This window comes from Bifidobacterium callitrichos, assembly GCF_008698085.1.
Classification (GTDB): Bacteria; Actinomycetota; Actinomycetes; order Actinomycetales; family Bifidobacteriaceae; genus Bifidobacterium; species Bifidobacterium callitrichos.
Genome location: NZ_RZJP01000001.1, coordinates 49,173 through 65,797 on the forward strand (window position 1 = coordinate 49,173; position 16,625 = coordinate 65,797).

14 protein-coding genes are annotated in these 16,625 nt (G+C 63.6%); 7 read left to right on the forward strand and 7 right to left on the reverse strand.

Annotation, left to right across the window (positions count from 1 at the left end):
* Positions 1 to 270 precede the first annotated feature (270 nt).
* The 4 genes from nrdF to EMB92_RS00225 all read right to left on the reverse strand — a co-directional run bounded on the left by nrdF (position 271) and on the right by EMB92_RS00225 (position 4,506).
* Positions 271 to 1,263 carry a class 1b ribonucleoside-diphosphate reductase subunit beta gene (gene nrdF, locus EMB92_RS00210; RefSeq protein ID WP_150393387.1) on the reverse strand — a complete coding sequence of 331 codons (993 nt, stop codon included), beginning with the start codon at positions 1,261 to 1,263 and terminating at the stop codon, positions 271 to 273.
* A 128-nt stretch (positions 1,264 to 1,391) separates the two neighbouring features.
* A complete protein-coding gene (nrdE, locus tag EMB92_RS00215) occupies positions 1,392 to 3,536 on the reverse strand; it encodes a class 1b ribonucleoside-diphosphate reductase subunit alpha (RefSeq protein ID WP_150393388.1) in 2,145 nt (714 codons plus the stop codon).
* A gap of 71 nt (positions 3,537 to 3,607) precedes the next feature.
* Positions 3,608 to 4,123, reverse strand: a complete 516-nt coding sequence (nrdI, locus tag EMB92_RS00220) for a class Ib ribonucleoside-diphosphate reductase assembly flavoprotein NrdI (RefSeq protein WP_150393883.1) — start codon at positions 4,121 to 4,123, stop codon at positions 3,608 to 3,610.
* 137 nt (positions 4,124 to 4,260) lie between these two features.
* Positions 4,261 to 4,506 (reverse strand): glutaredoxin family protein, encoded by a 246-nt coding sequence (locus tag EMB92_RS00225; protein ID WP_043164293.1) that lies wholly within the window; start codon positions 4,504 to 4,506, stop codon positions 4,261 to 4,263.
* A gap of 538 nt (positions 4,507 to 5,044) precedes the next feature.
* On the opposite strand from EMB92_RS00225, the gene EMB92_RS00230 reads away from it, so the two are divergent.
* A complete protein-coding gene (locus tag EMB92_RS00230) occupies positions 5,045 to 5,461 on the forward strand; it encodes an alcohol dehydrogenase (protein ID WP_150393884.1) in 417 nt (138 codons plus the stop codon).
* Between the two features lie 25 nt (positions 5,462 to 5,486).
* On the opposite strand, the gene EMB92_RS00235 is transcribed toward EMB92_RS00230, so the two are convergent.
* On the reverse strand, positions 5,487 to 6,497 hold the full coding sequence (locus EMB92_RS00235) for a LacI family DNA-binding transcriptional regulator (RefSeq protein WP_150393389.1): 1,011 nt from the start codon (positions 6,495 to 6,497) through the stop codon (positions 5,487 to 5,489).
* A gap of 304 nt (positions 6,498 to 6,801) precedes the next feature.
* Here EMB92_RS00235 and EMB92_RS00240 point away from each other — a divergent pair, with 304 nt between their 5' ends.
* From EMB92_RS00240 to EMB92_RS00265, 6 genes are all read left to right on the forward strand, one after another.
* A complete protein-coding gene (locus EMB92_RS00240; RefSeq protein WP_150393390.1) occupies positions 6,802 to 8,199 on the forward strand; it encodes an extracellular solute-binding protein in 1,398 nt (465 codons plus the stop codon).
* A gap of 54 nt (positions 8,200 to 8,253) precedes the next feature.
* The gene (locus tag EMB92_RS00245) at positions 8,254 to 9,141 is read left to right on the forward strand and encodes a carbohydrate ABC transporter permease (protein WP_223847565.1); all 888 of its coding nucleotides are present in this window, start codon (positions 8,254 to 8,256) and stop codon (positions 9,139 to 9,141) included.
* Positions 9,138 to 9,959: a carbohydrate ABC transporter permease gene (locus EMB92_RS00250; RefSeq protein ID WP_150393392.1), complete on the forward strand. Its 822-nt coding sequence runs from the start codon at positions 9,138 to 9,140 to the stop codon at positions 9,957 to 9,959. The genes EMB92_RS00245 and EMB92_RS00250 overlap by 4 nt, the downstream gene beginning before the upstream one ends.
* A gap of 13 nt (positions 9,960 to 9,972) precedes the next feature.
* On the forward strand, positions 9,973 to 12,558 hold the full coding sequence (locus EMB92_RS00255; RefSeq protein WP_150393393.1) for a glycoside hydrolase family 31 protein: 2,586 nt from the start codon (positions 9,973 to 9,975) through the stop codon (positions 12,556 to 12,558).
* An 87-nt stretch (positions 12,559 to 12,645) separates the two neighbouring features.
* Positions 12,646 to 13,662, forward strand: a complete 1,017-nt coding sequence (locus EMB92_RS00260; RefSeq protein ID WP_150393394.1) for a prephenate dehydratase — start codon at positions 12,646 to 12,648, stop codon at positions 13,660 to 13,662.
* A gap of 92 nt (positions 13,663 to 13,754) precedes the next feature.
* Positions 13,755 to 14,825, forward strand: coding sequence for a prephenate dehydrogenase (locus EMB92_RS00265; RefSeq protein WP_150393395.1), 1,071 nt, complete (start codon positions 13,755 to 13,757; stop codon positions 14,823 to 14,825).
* Positions 14,826 to 14,831: 6 nt separating this feature from the next.
* Here EMB92_RS00265 and EMB92_RS00270 read toward each other — a convergent pair whose 3' ends face one another.
* Together EMB92_RS00270 and EMB92_RS00275 are read right to left on the reverse strand one after the other, a co-directional pair.
* Complete coding sequence (locus tag EMB92_RS00270; RefSeq protein ID WP_043164281.1) at positions 14,832 to 15,083, reverse strand: DUF6725 family protein; 252 nt, start codon at positions 15,081 to 15,083, stop codon at positions 14,832 to 14,834.
* A 668-nt stretch (positions 15,084 to 15,751) separates the two neighbouring features.
* Positions 15,752 to 16,381 carry a DNA-binding protein gene (locus EMB92_RS00275; RefSeq protein WP_395951481.1) on the reverse strand — a complete coding sequence of 210 codons (630 nt, stop codon included), beginning with the start codon at positions 16,379 to 16,381 and terminating at the stop codon, positions 15,752 to 15,754.
* Between the last annotated feature and the right edge of the window lie 244 nt (positions 16,382 to 16,625).

Below are 16,625 nucleotides of genomic sequence, written 5' to 3' on the forward strand. Positions count from 1 at the left end.
GTGACACGGATCGTTGGCGGCGCGTGCGATCACATGACAAAGGGGATCGACAGAATGGCGGAATTTCAGGCTTTCCGCCGACCAGCTCCCCATCGTCTCTCCGTCGTCTTACGCCGTTGGGCCGGCGTTCTTGTCACAACGTGCGATTCACGATGATTCGGGTGAGTTGTGACAGCGGAAATCGTCACAACGTATCGAAAAGACGCCGGGAACCACGTTGTGACTCGCCCCCCGCATCCGAACGTCCGATGCGGAGGGCGCGTCACCGATTCAGAAGTCCCAGTCCTCGTCGTCGGTCTCCTCGGCCTTGCCCATCACGTAGGAGGAGCCGGAGCCGGAGAAGAAGTCGTGGTTCTCGTCAGCGTTGGGGGAGAGGGACGCGATGATCGCCGGATTCACATCGCAGATCTCGGCCGGGAACAGCGCCGGGTAGCCGAGGTTCATCAGCGCCTTGTTGCCGTTGTAGCGCAGGAACTTCTCCACGTCCTCGACCAGGCCCACGCCCGCATACAGCGACTCGGTGTACTCCACCTCGTTGTCGTACAGCTCGTTGAGCAGCTCGTACGTGTACTCGCGCATCTCCTCGCGCTTCGCCTCGTTCACGAGTTCGAGACCACGCTGGTACTTGTAGCCGATGTAGTAGCCGTGCACGGCCTCGTCGCGGATGATGAGTCGGATCACGTCGGCCGTGTTCGTCAGCTTCGCATGGCTCGAGAAGTACATCGGCAGGTAGAAGCCCGAATAGAACAGGAACGACTCCAGCAGCGTGGAGGCGACCTTGCGCTTCAGGGGGCTGTCGCCCTCGTAGTAGTCGAGGACGATCTGCGCCTTCTTCTGCAGGTACTCGTTCTCCTCGCTCCACGAGAACGCGGCGTCGATCTGCTCGGTGGAGCACAGCGTCGAGAAGATCGACGAGTAGCTCTTCGCATGCACGGACTCCATGAACGCGATGTTCGTGTACACGGCCTCCTCGTGCGGGGTGAGCGCGTCGGGGATCAGCGAGACCGCGCCGACCGTGCCCTGGATCGTGTCGAGCAGCGTGAGACCGGTGAACACGCGCATCGTGAGCGTGTGCTCCTCCTCGCTCATCGATTGCCAGCTGGGGATGTCGTTCGAGACCGGAACCTTCTCCGGCAGCCAGAAGTTGCCGGTCAGACGGTCCCACACCTCGAGGTCCTTGTCGTCCTCGAGACGGTTCCAGTTGATCGCGCTGACGCGGTCGATGAGCTTGAGCGGCTTGCGCGGTACGGAGATCGGTGCCATATTCGTTCCTCGTTTCCTGTATTTACTCGTTTGCGTTGTCGTCGTCGTGTTCGCCGTATTTGTCCGCGTACTCCTCCGGCGCCGTCAGACGCAGGATCATGCGGTAGATCATCGGTGACATATTGTCCTTACAGCATGCACGACACGCAGCCGGCCACTTCGGTGCCTTCGAGGGCCTGCTGGCGGATGCGGATGTAGTAGAGGGTCTTGATAGCCTTGCGCCAGGCGTAGATCTGCGCCTTGTTCACGTCGCGCGTGGTGGCCGTGTCGGGGAAGAACAGCGTCAGGGACAGGCCCTGATCGACGTGCTGCGTGGCCTCGGCGTACGTGTCGACGATCGCCTGCCATCCGATCTCGTAGGCGTCCTTGAAGTACTCGAGGTTGTCGTTCGTCATGTACGGCGCCGGGTAGTACATGCGGCCGATCTTGCCTTCCTTGCGGATCTCGATCTTCGAGGCGATCGGGTGGATCGACGACGTGGAGTGGTTGATGTACGAGATCGATCCGGTCGGCGGCACGGCCTGCAGGTTCTGGTTGTAGATGCCGTCGGCGAGGATCTCGTCGCGCAGCGCCTGCCAGTCGGCGACGGTCGGGATGGCGACGCCGAAACGTGCGAACAGCTCGCGCACGCGTTCGGTGCGCGGTTCGATCGAACGGCGGCCATCCGTGTACTTGTCGAAGTAGTTGCCTTGACCGGCGGGCTTGGCGTAGTCGGAGCGTTCGAAGCCGACGAACGCCTTGCCATGGCGGACGGCCAGCTCGTGCGAGGCCTTGTAGGCGTGGTAGGCGACGGTCATGAAGTACATGTCGGTGAAGTCGAGCGCTTCGTCGGAGCCGTACATGATGCCCTCGCGTGCGAGGAAGCCGTGCAGGTTCATCTGGCCGAGGCCGATCGCGTGGCCCTCCTCGTTGGCGCGGCGGATGGAGGGCACCGCGTCGATGCTCGTGTGTTCGGCCACGGCGGTCAGCGCGTGGATTGCCGTCTCGACCGTGTCGGCGAGGCCGCCGTCCATCGCCTTGGCGATGTTGAGCGAACCGAGGTTGCAGGACACGTCGCGGCCCACATGCGTGTAGGACAGGTCCTCCGCGTACGTGCTCGGCTCCTGCACCTGCAGGATCTCCGAGCACAGGTTCGACATGGTCACGCGGCCGTCGATCGGGTTGGCGCGGTTGACGGTGTCCTCGAACACGATGTACGGGTATCCGGATTCGAACTGGAGCTCGGCGAGCGTCGTGAAGAACTTCCTCGCGTCGATGTACGTCTTGCTGATGCGCTCGTCGGCGAGCATCTCGTCATAGTGCTCGCTCACCGAGATGTCGGCGAACGGCTTGCCGTAGACGCGTTCGACGTCGTACGGGCTGAACAGAGCCATCTGCTCCTTGCGCTTGGCCAGTTCGAATGTGATGTCCGGCACGACGACGCCCAGGGCGAGCGACTTGATGCGGATCTTCTCGTCGGCGTTCTCGCGCTTGGTGTCGAGGAAACGCATGATGTCGGGGTGATGGGCGTTCAGGTACACGGCGCCGGCGCCCTGACGCGCGCCGAGCTGGTTCGCGTAGGAGAACGAGTCCTCCAGAAGCTTCATGACCGGCACGACGCCGCTGGACTGGTTCTCGATGTGCTTGATCGGCGCGCCGAGCTCCCTGAGGTTCGACAGCAGCAGGGCCACGCCGCCGCCGCGCTTGGACAGCTGCAGGGCCGCGTTGATGCCGCGCGAGATCGACTCCATGTTGTCCTCGATGCGCACGAGGAAGCAGCTGACCGGCTCGCCGCGCTGCGCCTTGCCAAGGTTGAGGAACGTCGGCGTGGCCGGCTGGAAGCGGCCGGCGAGCATCTCGTCGAGGTAGCGTTCGGCGGCATGCTCGTCGCCGGCGGCGAGATCGAGCGCCACGGCGGCGCAGCGCTGCGGGAAGTCCTCGAGGTACGTCTTGCCGTCGAACGACTTCAACGCGTAGGAGCGGAAGAACTTGAACGCGCCGAGGAACGTCTCGAACTCGAATCCGCTCGATTGGGCGTGCTGGTAGAACGCGTCGAGGAATTCGGGGGAGTAGCGGGCGAACACGTCGCCGTCGTAGTACTGGTGTCCGATGAGGTAGTCGAGGCGCTCGGCGGTGGAGTCGAACCTCATCGTGTTCGGTTCGATCTCGGAGGCGACGTACGCGCGCTCCGCCTCCTTGTCCTTGCCGAACTGGATGAGGCCGTGCTCGTCGTAGAGGTTGAGCATCGCGTTGAGCGCATGGTAATCGGTGGAGGGATCGTAGGTGGTGGTCATGTAGATGGCTGTCCTATGGTCGGTGGTCGATTGGTCGAGTGGGTTAGTGAAGGCGTGGAGGCGCGCGGAGATCAGCGCGCCGTGGCGTTCCGTTCGCGGAAGAAGCGGGCGATACCCTCGCGCACCTTGCGCGTGTCCTCGCGGGTGCCCATCAGTTCGAAGCGATACAGGTAGGGCACGCGGCATTTCGCGGCGATGATGTCGCCGGCGGCGGCGTACGCGGAGCCGAAGTTCGTGTTGCCCGAGGCGATGACGCCGCGGATCCATGCGCGGTTCGCCGCATTGTTGAGGAACTTCTTCACCTGCACCGGCACGGCCTTGCGAGCGTCTCCGCCGCCGTAGGTGGGCACCATGAGCAGATACGGTTCGCGTACCTGCAGTGCGGGCTGACCGAGCTTGAGCGGAATGCGGTAGACGTTGACGCCCAGTTCGGACAGCTTCAGTCCGGCGACGAATCGGGATGTGTTCTCCGATGCGGAGGAGAAGTACACCAATGCTCCGATGGACTTGCCGGCGCCGCCCGTCGCGGCGGTCTCCGGGACGCTGGGGGTGGTGTCGTCGCTTGCGGGCGTCGGGTCGGCGTGCATGGCGATCGGCGCGCTCTTCGGCGCACGGGCTGCGGTCGGCTGTCCGCCGACGCCGTATGCGTCGGCCTCGCCGCGCGTGCCGGCCGCGCTGGTGCTGATCTTCGGTGTGAAGGACATCGAACGGTCGGTCCTCACGCTCACGCGGCGACGGTGGCCTGCGACTTGGCGAGCTCCTTGATCAGATCGGGGCGGTAGCCGGTCCACGAGTTGTCGGGGGTGATGACGACCGGGGCCTGGCGGAAGCCGGCGGCCTGCAGCTGCTCCAGGGTGGACGGGTTCTCGGACAGGTCAACGGTGTCGAAGGGCACGCCGAGCTTGGTGAGCTGACGCTTGGTGGCGTCGCACTGCGGGCAGCGGGGCTTGGTGAACACGGTGACGGTCATGGCTGTTCCTTGTCTGATGCTCGTTGGATGCGGGGTCCGATGGAATCCCGTAGCTGGGGTGGTTGTGGCTTGGCGCTATTCGCGTGAAAGCGTCATGCGCGCTTGCTGGGGATATAGATTACATCCATGTCATTTGATTGAAAACGCTATCGGTTGTGGCATGTCGAGCGTGTCGCCACTAGATGTAGTGTTTGCGGGTTTGGCAAGAGCCAAGCAATCAGTAGGCGCGTCGCAGGTTGCGTACGGGTGGACGGCGGCCGGAAAAACGAAAAATGTCGTCTTCGTCACATTCGTAAGATCGGTTGGCCCCCTCTTCGGTTGGTTTCCTCCGACGAGGGGGCTGCCGGCGAAGCCGACTGGGGAGAGAACGCACGTGGCATCCCGTGACACCGGTTCGTCGGGGCGGCGGGTACAGTGATCCGGTATGAAGCAGCAACCGCAACGCCGACATGGTTCGAATACTGATCGGAAGGCAGGTCAGGCCCTTGGCACGAAGTCGAAGACGGTCCCGTCGTCGACTCGTCGGGATGTATCCCTGATGCCGTGGTCGCACCGGTTCGGCCCTCTCGGCCGATCGCTGGTCACGGTGGCCGCCGGCGCCGGTTCGGCGTTCGTCGGCACGTTCGCGCATCGCATGGGCGCGTCGATGAACATCCCCTACGGTCTCGTGCTCGCGTTCCTCATCGTCGGCCTGTCCACCTACGCCGCACGCGCGCGTCAGGGGGCTGTCGGCATCGGTTTGCACCTGACCGTCTCGTCCACCGTGGCATGGGGTCTTGCCATCGTCGGCGGCCCCGGCGGGGATGTGCTCACCGTCGCCGGATTTGGCGCCGAAGTGCCGTTCATGAGTCAGCATGCCGGCTACATCTGGCTCTACGGCGTGATCGCGCTGCAGGTGCTTCTGCTCGTCCTTCCCGCCCGCTGGTTCGTGATCCCGCCGAGAAGGGTTTCCTGAGGATTCCCGGTCGTCCGCCCGGCTGTCAGTGACGGGCCGGTGCCGCGGTTGTCGATCGTACGACGAGCCGTACGGGGAATGTCTCGTATGGCGTCTTAGGTGTTCGACCTTCGATGAGATCGAGCGTCTTGTGCGCGGCTGCCACGGCCATGGCGTATGGGTCCTGTCTGATGGTGGTCAGGCCGGCCGCGGCCGAGAAGGTGCTGTCGTCGAATCCCGTGATCGACAGATCGTCGGGTACGCTCAGCCCGTAGCGGCGCAGATTGAGCAGCAGTGGTATCGCCATCGAGTCCTGGTGGAAGCATACGGCGGTGGGCGGGTCGTCGTATGCGTGCAGCTCGGAGGCCATGGCGTCGAGCATGTTGTCTCCCGGCCGGGTGGAGACGATGCGTCCGGTGACGCCGGGGAGATGCTCGCAGGCCTCGCGGAATCCGCTGATGCGGTTGAGCGAGCTGAATCCGAGGGTGTTGTGGAAGTCCTCGTACATGTACAGCAGGTTGCGATGTCCGAGTTGCGCCAGATGCCGTACGATGAGGCGGATGCCGAGGCGGTCGTCGATGCCGGTGGAGGCGTCGAACCCCTCGCCGGTCACGTTGATGCCGATCAGGGGGATGCGCATGGCGCTGCGCAGTCGTTGGATCTCCTCGGGGCTGGCGGCGAAGGATGATATGACGACCGCGTCCGCATTGCCGGAGACGGGCAGGTCCTCGAAGAATGCGTGCCTCGCCTGGCCCGAGCCGATGGGGTAGACGACCAGATCGTAGCCGGCGTCACGGAATACCGCGTTGAGTCCCTCGATCAGTCCGGCCGTGAACCATTCGATCCTCGGCCCTCCGACGAGCAGCGCGATGCGGCGTGATCTGCCCGAGCGCAGTACTCCCGCCGTGCGTGACACGGAGAATCCAAGTTCGTCGGCCACCTTCATGACCTTGGCGCGGGTCTTCTCCGAGACGAGATCGGGTTTGGAGAACGCTCTCGACACCGTCGCGGTCGATACCCCCGCCCTTTCGGCGACGTCCTCGATGTTGGGCTTCATGGCGATCTCCTTGGCGTATGCGATGGTGCAGTCGGTTGCGGGCGTGGGGTATGGGGCGGACGTCGTGTCCGTCCCGCCGCTGCCTGACATTGTACGTCAATATCGCATGGAACTCACCATGAATGTAAATGATTGCATATACGACACGCCGGTGGAAAATAGCTTGTTAGCGTGCACATAGATGATTTTGCAACGGTTTACAAATGTAACGGTTTACATCTTGTTGCAATGCAGTTGCCGAACCGGTTTGATCTCGCTATCGTAAAGCCATGCCCATCGCAGCTTACGAGGAGGTAAGGGAGTAATGAACGTCAGAAAACCGCTGGCTGCACTGACTGCCACTGTCGCCCTGTTGGCAGGTGTAAACGGTTGCAGTGCGAACAGCACGTCGGGCGTGATCGACACCAAGGCCGACAAGGGGCTTGAGGTGCTCGGACAGCACTTGAAATACGATCCCAACCATCTGGTCAACGACGGCCAGCCCATCGAACTCGGATACTGGACCTGGGGCGACGGCAGCACCGATCCGGTCGTCACCATGCTTCATGAATACGAGAAGATCCACCCCAACGTCACGTTCAAGATCTCGCAGGTCGCATGGAGCGACTACTGGGTCAAGACGCCGCTCTCGCTCAAGGGCAACAGGAACGCACCGGTCCTGTTCAACGTGCACAACTCGCAGGATGCGCTGCTCCGTCCGCATATGGAGGCCTACGACATCGACCTCGACGATCTCGAGGCCGACTACACGAACGTCGAGACCCACGTGGTCGACGGCCAGGTCGACTACATCGACTCCGTGATCAACACCGGCAACATCTACTACAACAAGACCCTGTGGAAGGAGGCCGGACTGACCGACGCCGACATCCCCACCACATGGGACGAGTTCGCCGAAGTCGCCAGGAAGCTCACGAAATTCGACGGCGGCAAGATGGTGCAGGCCGGATTCAACATGAACGGCGACGGCCGCTACGACGGCCTGTGGCAGGGGCTCAACTACCAGCGCGGCACGCTCATGTTCGACAAGTCCGGTACGAAGGCCAACTACGACAGCGAGGCCACGCGCGAGAACCTCCAGTTCCTCCTTGACCTGTACGAGAAGGACAAGGTCGGCTCCGTCAAGTTCGGAGACAACTCCGAACAGAGCTTCGGCAACGGCCAGACCGCGATGATCTACGCGTGGGGCGCGCTGCAGGGCACGCTCGACACCAAGTACCCGGACATCGACTACGGCGTCTTCCCGACGCCGACCTTCACCAGGGACGTGCCGTTCGCTTACGACAGGTACAACGGCGAATCCACGCCCGGCATCAACAAGCACCAGAGCGCCGAGCAGCGCGCGGTCGCCCAGGACGTGATCCGCTTCATGCTCGCCGGCGACGACTACGTGCGCACCGCGGTCAAACTGCAGAACTCCTTCCCCGGCAAGAAATCACTGCAGGACGATCCCGACATCCTCTCCAATCCGGTCATGGCGGCGATCAAACCCCGACTCGACCGTCTGATCTGGCCCGGCCCGACGCCCTCCACGCTGGAAAGCAGCCCCAAGATCGCCTTCCAGAACGTCTTCCAGAACCATCAGCCGATCGCCAAGGCGGTAGCCGCCGCGCAGGCCCAGATCGAAACCGACATGAAGAACAGCGACTTCGTCTCGCTGGAACGCATGTACCAGCACTACGACGAAGCCAAGCAGGACTGAAAAGGAGACATGGCAATGTCAACGACCACATCCAAGTCACGACGCACAACCTCGATGCCGGCACGCAGGCACCTTGCGCTTGGCGACATCCTGTCCATGCGCAACGTGTCCGTGGTGCTTCTCATCGCGTACTTCGCGGTGTTCATGGCCTACCCGATCTTCAAGGCGTTCGCCGGCAGCCTGCATGAATGGAATCCGCTGACCGACACCTACAACTGGGTCGGTCTGGACAACTTCACCCAGGTGCTCACCGACTCCCTGTTCTGGAAGTCGATCTGGAACACCGCCGTGTTCTCCTTCTTCTCGATCCTGTTCCGCGTGGTCATCGGTCTGGCGCTCGCCATGTTCCTGACCTCCAGACTCGTCAAGGCGAAGGACTCGCTGCGCGGTCTGTTCTACATGCCCACCATCACACCGCTCGTGGCCGTCTCGTTCGTCTGGATGTGGATGTTCGACCCGCAATTCGGCATGATCGACAAGATCACCGGCCTCGACATCAGCTGGCTCAACGACTCCAAGTGGGCCATGCCGGCGATCATCATCATGACCATCTGGAAAGACTTCGGCTACGCCACCGTCCTGTACATGGGCGGCATCATGTCCCTGCCGAAGGACGTCTACGAGGCCGTCTCCCTCGACGGCGCCAACAAATGGCAGACGTTCCGCTCGATCACCCTGCCGCTGCTGCGCCCGACCACGCTGCTCATCGTCATCACCTCGCTCATCAGCTACCTGCAGGCCTACGTGCAGATCCTCGTGATGACCGGTGGCGGACCGGGCACCGACACCTACACCATCAGCTACCTCATCTACGACCAGGCGTTCCAGAAGTACAACTTCGGCGTCGCCTCCGCGATGAGCGTCATCCTGTTCGCACTGACCGGCGTGCTCACCCTGTTCATGTTCAAGGCGTCCGGCGACAATCTGGAGGAATCACGATGAAGAAGAACACCATCGCATCGGTCATCGTCACCGCGCTGCTGTTCGTGCTCGCGGCCGTCACCATCATCCCGTTCATCTGGATGCTGGTCTCCTCGTTCGCGCCCAACAGCGAGATCGTCAAGCTCACCGGCGGCGTGTTCCCCACGCCCAGCACGATCGACAACTACATCAACATTCAGGACAAGTTCAACTTCCTGCGTCTGTTCGCGAACTCCCTGTTCGTGGCCAGCCTCAAGACCCTGCTCATCATCTACATCAGCGCCGTGTTCGGCTACGTGTTCTCCAAGCTGCACTTCCGCGGACGCAACCTGCTGTTCGGCATGGTGCTCGCCACCATGATGCTGCCGTGGGCCGTCACCATCATCCCGCAGTACGACATGATGGTCCAGTTCGGCTGGCTCGACACCTACCGTGCGCTCATCATCCCCGGACTGGTCTCCGGATTCGGCGTGTTCCTGTTCCGCCAGTCCATCGGAGGCATCTCCGACGAGATCATCGAGGCGGCGCGTCTCGACGGCGCCAGCGACTGGCGCATCTTCCATCAGGTCGTGCTGCCGATGAGCCGCAACTCCATCGCCGCGCTCGCGATCTTCACGTTCCTGTGGAACTGGGAGGACTACCTGTGGCCGTTCCTCATGATCACCGACGACGACAAGCAGCTGCTGTCGGTCGGCCTCAAGATGTTCTCCGGCCAGTACGGCACCGACTACGGCGGACTGTTCGCGGCCACCTCGGTGGCGATCATCCCGGTGGTTATCGTGTACATGTGCTTCCAGAAGCAGTTCATCGCCGGCATCGCCACCGGTTCCGGCAAGTGAAAGGACAACGACCATGACAGCATCGCATATCGCGCCGCAAACCGGCTTGGACACGCAGTCTCCCGATCCGAAGGACTTCAAGGTCGATGCGAAGCCGCTCGCGCGCGCCGACTCCGTCATCCGCGGCGACCGCTGGCGCATCACGATGATCACCGCATCGCTCGTCCGCTTCGAATGGTCGGACGACGGCGTGTTCGAGGACCGTCCGACCCAGACCGTGCTCAACCGCGATCTCGGCGAGGACGTGCGCTACACGCTCACCGAACGCGACGGCCGGGTCATCATCGACACCGATTCGCTGTACATCACCTACGACAGGCGTCCCTTCAGCAAGGAGGGATTGAGCGTCGTGGTCAAGGGCGTCTCCGACACCCAGTTCAACACGTGGCATTACGGCGACGCGCAGAGCGGCAACCTCAAGGGCACCGCCCGCACGCTCGACGAGGCCGACGGCGAGATCCCGCTCGGCGACGGCGTCATCTCCCGCGACGGCTGGGCCGTGATCGACGACTCGAAGTCCAACATCATCGTCGAGGCGGACGAGGTCGACGGCAAACGCAATCCGTTCGGCAGTTGGGTCGAGCCTCGCACAAACGGGGAGACGGACCTGTACTTCTTCGGCTACGGGCACCGCTACATCGAGGCCGTACACGACTTCTACCGGCTCACCGGCCCCACGCCGCTGCTGCCGCGATGGGCGCTCGGCAACTGGTGGAGCCGCTACTACCGGTACACGCAGGAAAGCTACCTGAACCTCATGGACCGGTTCAAGCGCGAAGGCATCCCGTTCACCACGTCCGTGATCGACATGGACTGGCATCTGGTCGACGACGTCGACCCGAAATACGGTTCCGGATGGACCGGATACACATGGAACCGCAAACTGTTCCCCGATCCGCCGGCGTTCCTCGAATCCCTGCACGAGCGCGGACTCAAGACCACGCTCAACGTGCACCCGCGCGACGGCGTGCGCGCGTACGAGGACGCCTATCCGGCAGTCGCCAAGCGCGTCGGCATCGATCCGGCGAGCGGTGAGAGCATCGAATGCGACCTGACCAGTCCGGACTACATGGATGCGTACTTCGCCATGCATCACGCGCTGGAGGACGAGGGCGTCGACTTCTGGTGGATCGACTGGCAGCAGGGCGGCGTCACCCGTCAGAAGGGCCTCGACCCGCTGTGGATGCTCAACCACATGCACTACCTCGACTCCGGTCGAGACGGCCGCTGGCCGATCACCTTCTCCCGATACGCGGGCCCCGGATCGCACCGGTACCCGGTCGGCTTCTCCGGGGACACGATCGTGACCTGGGAATCGCTCAGGTTCCAGCCGTACTTCACCGCCACCGCCTCGAACATCGGCTACGGGTGGTGGAGTCATGACATCGGCGGCCATATGTTCGGCTACCGTGACGAGGAGCTCGAGGCCCGCTGGTACCAGCTCGGCACGTTCAGCCCGATCAACCGTCTGCATTCCTCCAAGTTGCCGTTTGCCGGCAAGGAGCCGTGGAACTTCGAGCCCGCCGTGCGCGAATCGATGACCGGTATGCTGCGGCTGCGACATGCGATGCTGCCCTACCTGTACACGATGGACTGGCGTGCGGCGCATGACGGCAGGCCACTGGTGGAACCGATGTACTGGCAGTCGCCCGACACCGCCAACGCATACGAGGTGCCGAACGAGTTCCGATTCGGCACCGAGCTGATCGTCGCCCCGATCGTCGAGGCGAACGACCGTGCGGCGCAACGCGGCCGCGCCGAGGTGTGGCTGCCCGACGGCGAATGGTTCGACTTCTTCGACGGACGCCGATATGTCTCGCATACGGTCTCGGGCGTCGGACGACGGCTCGAGGCGTGGCGTGGCATCGACCGGATCCCCGTGTTCGCCAAGGCCGGCGGCATCGTGCCGTTGCAGAGGGTGGCGGACGCCGGCGACCCCGCGGTGAACTCGGTCGGCAATCCGAACGCCCTGGAGGTGGTCGTCTTCCCCGGAGCCGACGGTGCGTTCACGTTGCGTGAGGACGACGGCACGCGGGATTCGGCCGCCGCAAGGACCTCGATGTCGTTCACATGGCGTGACGCCGATGACTGCGAGGAAGCGCCCGGGAACGGCCCTCGCATGTCGAGCAGTCTGTCCATCGCCCCGGTGTCGGGTGATGCGGATGTCGTTCCGGACAGGCGCGAGTGGACCATCGTGTTCCGCGGCGTCGCGCCGGTGTCGGCCGCCGACGTGCAGGTGTACTGCGGCGGGCAGCCGTGCGACGGCACGCCGGACGTGACATACGACGAGGCGACGATGAGCCTGTCGGTGCGTGTGCCCGACGTCTCCTCGCAGGCTGGTCTGCGCATCACGATCCCCGACGGCCTCGCCATCGCCGACAACCCGATCGAATCGGACGTCATGGATCTGCTCCTGCACGCCCAGATGCGCTACCGCACCAAGGAGCTCGCACTGAACGCGGTCAGGGAACTGGGCGTGCACGCGCTCGACGCGATGCGGACCATGAACCGCGGCCCCCGCTACGACAACGACTTCTGGGTGAGCGACATGCCCGAAGCGGTGTCCGGAGCGCTCGCGGAGATCCTGCTGCGCTCCTGAGCGCGCATCCGTACATTCGCCAATCAGTTCCACGATGTGCGCGTGGGGTCGGCCTGTCCGACCCCACGGCCGCTACAGTAGGAGCCTATGGCATGTAAGGAACTGTTCTATCTGGGGCCGGAAGGCACCTTCACCCATCAGGCGGCGATGGAGGCCGCCGATCAGCTGCGACCGTACGTCGGCGGCGACGGAGACGATGACGGCGAGATCACGCTGACCGCCCTGTCCGACGTCCCGGCCATCATCGACGCCGTCCAGCAGGGGCGCGGCTGGGGCGTCATCGCATGGGAGAATAACGTCGAAGGGTACGTGGTGCCGAACCTCGACGCCCTGATCGACTCGACCGATCTCGCCGGATTCGCGCGCGTGGGCGTCGACGTCGCCTTCGACGCGTTCGCCGTGGCGGGCGACGATCCGCTGAACGGGCATGGGGGAGACGAACCCGTCATCGTCTCCGCACACTCACACGGGCTCGCGCAGTGCAAACGCTTCATCGCCGAATATCATCTCAGGGCGGTCCCCGCATCCTCCAACGCCGCCGCATGCCGCGACCTGAAGCCGGGACGCATCGCATTCGGCCCGCGCATCTGCGGCGACCTGTACGGTCTCGACACGCTCGCCGAACGCGTGCAGGACTTCGACGGCGCCCGCACAGAATTCCTAGTCCTCGCCCGGCGCGACGACGTACGCGACCTGTCCTCGAGGTTCCGTAAGCACGGCACCGGGGAGTTCGAAACCATCATCACATTCATTCCACTCGTCACCGGTCCGGGCGTCGTCGCCAACGTGCTCGACATCCTGCGTGACGCGGGACTCAACATGACCAGCTTCATGTCCCGGCCCATCAAGGGCCACGACGGCACCTACAGTTTCATCGACACGCTCGACGCCGCCCCATGGGAGCCGCGGTTCCGCGAGGTGCTCGAAACGCTCGCCACGCACGGCATCTGGCTCAAGACCCTCGCCGTGTATCCGAGGCGCGAGAGGCCCAACCCACCGGTCGACGCATGGATGCTGCCCCAGGGCGGCGTGCATCTCGACGCGATGCGCATCGAACGCGACTGGCAGACGGCCGCCGCCGTGGAAAGGGAACTGCTGTGGTAGGGAAGAACGAAACAGGCACGAGCAAGCGTGCGGATGTTCGGCCCCCTCTGACGAGGGGGCTGTCAGCGAAGCTGACTGGGGGAGAGATCTCGATGACCGTCGGCATCGTCGGCATGGGGCTGATCGGCGGCTCCCTCGCCCGCCGACTCGTCGACCGCGGCGTCGACGTCGTCGCGTGGAACCACCGCCCGCACCCGTATGCAGACGCTGAACGGGCCGGCATCCGATGCATGCCGACACTCGCCGACCTCGTCGAGGTCCGCCCGGATGTGATCGTCCTGTGCAACCCGCTCAAGGCCATGCCCACGATCCTCGCCGAATTGAAGCCCCTGCTCGACGCCGCGCCGGACATCACCCTCACGGACGTGGGCAGCGTCAAGGGCATGGTGCGCGATCAGGTCGAGGAGGCCGGACTGGGGGAGTGCTACGTCGGCGCGCACCCGATGGCCGGCAACGAACTGTCCGGCTGGACGGCGGCCGACCCGAGCCTCTACGACGACGCCCTATGGGCGATCACCGTGACCCCTGACACCGATTTCAACCGGTTCCTCGCCGTCGCACGACTCATCGTCGACGGCGTCGGCAACCGCGTGATCGTCCTCGACGACGACACGCACGACAAGGCCGCCGCGATGATCAGCCACATGCCGCACGTTGTCGCCACGGCCCTCATCAACGAGCTCACCGCCGACACGAACCGTAACGTCGCCGCCGCGCTCGCCGCCGGCAGCTGGCGCGATATGACCCGCGTCGCCCTGACCGACCCGGACCGCACGCGCGCGATGGTCGAGGAGGACGCGGCCAACGTCGAAGGGCTGCTGCGCGACATGGCCGCGCGCCTCACCGCCGTCGCGGACCTGCTTCACGCCGAACGGGCCGCCGCCGTGCCGGTGGGGGCGGCCGATCCGCATGCGGCCGCGATGAAGGCGTTCTTCGCCGAAGGCCAACCGTTCCGCGACTACAAGGCACGTCAGCGCGCCATCGCGTCGCAGGGGGATGGCGCGGATGGCGCTTCCGGCGAGCTCGCCTACGAGGAGCGACTCGTCGACTTCACCCCGGAACACTGGCAGACGGACCTGCTGGACTCGGCCCGCCGCGGCGAGCACATCATCGCGCTCGCGGGGCCGCACACGGTCCGCGTCCAGCTGCGTTCTGCGCTGTAGGGTCGTCTACGGCCGTGGCTTGGGGCGCTCCGGCACCGGCTTCAGCGTGGCGATGGTGTCGGCATCGATCATCACATGCTGTTTCGGGCGCGAGCCGTTCGCGGCCGCGTCCCGTGACAGTTCGAGCGTGCGACCGTCCCACGAGAGCACATGCCCCACATAATCGCGGAACTTCGTGCGCCCATCGGCCGGATCCACGCCCTCGATGACGCGCACGACGATGCGTGCGCCGTTCGGAATCGACTGCGGCAATGCCATATTTCCTCCCCACGTAAGACCCATACGGATCAACGAACGAACCGACGGCGGACCACCGTGTCCGCCTGTCGTCACTTCTCTCTAACTGTACCTCGTCCCGGACGCCACGCCGGAAGCGTTGGGCCGGTCTTGAGGAAACCGCGGCCTGCGGGGATTCAGCGCAGCCAAAGCCGATTCCGCACCTGAATCCCGCAAGTCCGGGGGAATCAGAGCGATTCCCCGCGATTCTCACGCTGGGTCCCGCGGCAACGCCCTCCCATACCGGCATCGGACCGGAGACGACCTGTCAGCGTCGCCGCACAACGGCGGAATTCCAATGATTTCCATTTCACGATCGACAGTCGGTCGCGGGGCGGGCGTTCAAGTCGCGGGACTCAACGACGAAACCATCCGCAACCGCGCTGAATCCCACGAACCCGGGGGACTCGACACGATTCCCCCACGTGTTTCACGCTGAATCCCCCGAGACAGGCGGACGGAGCGGACGAGAGAAGTAACGGACACAACAGGGGGCAGTGCTGTCGCGTCTGGCGGCTCAAGGGACTCCTCGGGGGCCTGTCAAATCCCCATCGCACAGGCCGGGGTAATGGGTAGGAAGAGGATGCTGTCGGTGCTTTTGCCGGAGGGGATGTGGACGGGCGTGAGGCTGATGTCTCCTGTTTCGGTGTCTATTGCGAGAATGCTGCCAATGACTGCGGCTCATATTCGAGCACGAACTTCATCTTGCTGTTATCCATCAGCCATGCGTACGGATCCCGGTCCATGATCATCGCCAGATCGAAGCATGCCTGCACGGCCTCCGCCAGTGCGATGCGCCGATTCTCGCCAGGAAGCGGGATGCCATTGACGAGAGGCTCGTGATGGGCGACACGGTTGCGCAGGGCGTGCACGGTCTTGACAATGGCCAGCGCGTAGTTCCTTGTCCATTTGGCGTTCGCATCCAAGGCATGACGTCGCCCGCCGGGGAAGGCCTTGACAATGCCCTTTCGCCAGAAGTCGTTCTCGTAGTCGGCGCTGTCTTCGTCCGGCCAATGTGCACGGATGGCACCGCCGTTCTCCAACAATTTACGCCAGAAGCCGAACGTCAGTGCCGCGACAAGATGGCCATGAGTGTGTCGTTTCTTCTGCTGAATAGTGAGATGTCCCCACGCCTCGCGAATCTGGCGTTGAGTACGGTCGTCGAAGCGGAGTCCCGCCATGTACCAGTCCTTGGTGTTTGCTTGTTCCAAGGCAATGATGGACAACTGCTGATCCATGTGGTTGCGCAGGGCGACTTCGAGAATGGCGATGTCACCCATACAGGCACTGGCCATGTCATGATCCCACAGATACAGCTGCAGTGCCGGGCATGAACGTCGTTGGGCCTCGGAATCATAAGAGGCAAGCCGTTCGTTGGTGATGCACGAGAGTAAGGCTCTTTCCTGCGAACTGCCTTTCCGTGGGGTCTGTGAGAGGGAAGCAGCTGCTGCGTTTGACTGTGAGTTCATAGCCTACTAGCATAAGTTGTGAAATCCCCCAAAGGGCCTCTCCGGACGGTCATTG

Coding starts and splice junctions, on each gene's coding strand:
- nrdF (WP_150393387.1), bottom strand. CDS start 1,263: ATGGCACCGATCTCCGTACCGCGCAAGCCGCTCAAGCTCATCGACCGC.
- nrdE (WP_150393388.1), bottom strand. CDS start 3,536: ATGACCACCACCTACGATCCCTCCACCGATTACCATGCGCTCAACGCG.
- nrdI (WP_150393883.1), bottom strand. CDS start 4,123: ATGCACGCCGACCCGACGCCCGCAAGCGACGACACCACCCCCAGCGTC.
- EMB92_RS00225 (WP_043164293.1), bottom strand. CDS start 4,506: ATGACCGTCACCGTGTTCACCAAGCCCCGCTGCCCGCAGTGCGACGCC.
- EMB92_RS00230 (WP_150393884.1), top strand. CDS start 5,045: ATGCCGTGGTCGCACCGGTTCGGCCCTCTCGGCCGATCGCTGGTCACG.
- EMB92_RS00235 (WP_150393389.1), bottom strand. CDS start 6,497: ATGAAGCCCAACATCGAGGACGTCGCCGAAAGGGCGGGGGTATCGACC.
- EMB92_RS00240 (WP_150393390.1), top strand. CDS start 6,802: ATGAACGTCAGAAAACCGCTGGCTGCACTGACTGCCACTGTCGCCCTG.
- EMB92_RS00245 (WP_223847565.1), top strand. CDS start 8,254: ATGCCGGCACGCAGGCACCTTGCGCTTGGCGACATCCTGTCCATGCGC.
- EMB92_RS00250 (WP_150393392.1), top strand. CDS start 9,138: ATGAAGAAGAACACCATCGCATCGGTCATCGTCACCGCGCTGCTGTTC.
- EMB92_RS00255 (WP_150393393.1), top strand. CDS start 9,973: ATGACAGCATCGCATATCGCGCCGCAAACCGGCTTGGACACGCAGTCT.
- EMB92_RS00260 (WP_150393394.1), top strand. CDS start 12,646: ATGGCATGTAAGGAACTGTTCTATCTGGGGCCGGAAGGCACCTTCACC.
- EMB92_RS00265 (WP_150393395.1), top strand. CDS start 13,755: ATGACCGTCGGCATCGTCGGCATGGGGCTGATCGGCGGCTCCCTCGCC.
- EMB92_RS00270 (WP_043164281.1), bottom strand. CDS start 15,083: ATGGCATTGCCGCAGTCGATTCCGAACGGCGCACGCATCGTCGTGCGC.
- EMB92_RS00275 (WP_395951481.1), bottom strand. CDS start 16,381: ATGGGTGACATCGCCATTCTCGAAGTCGCCCTGCGCAACCACATGGAT.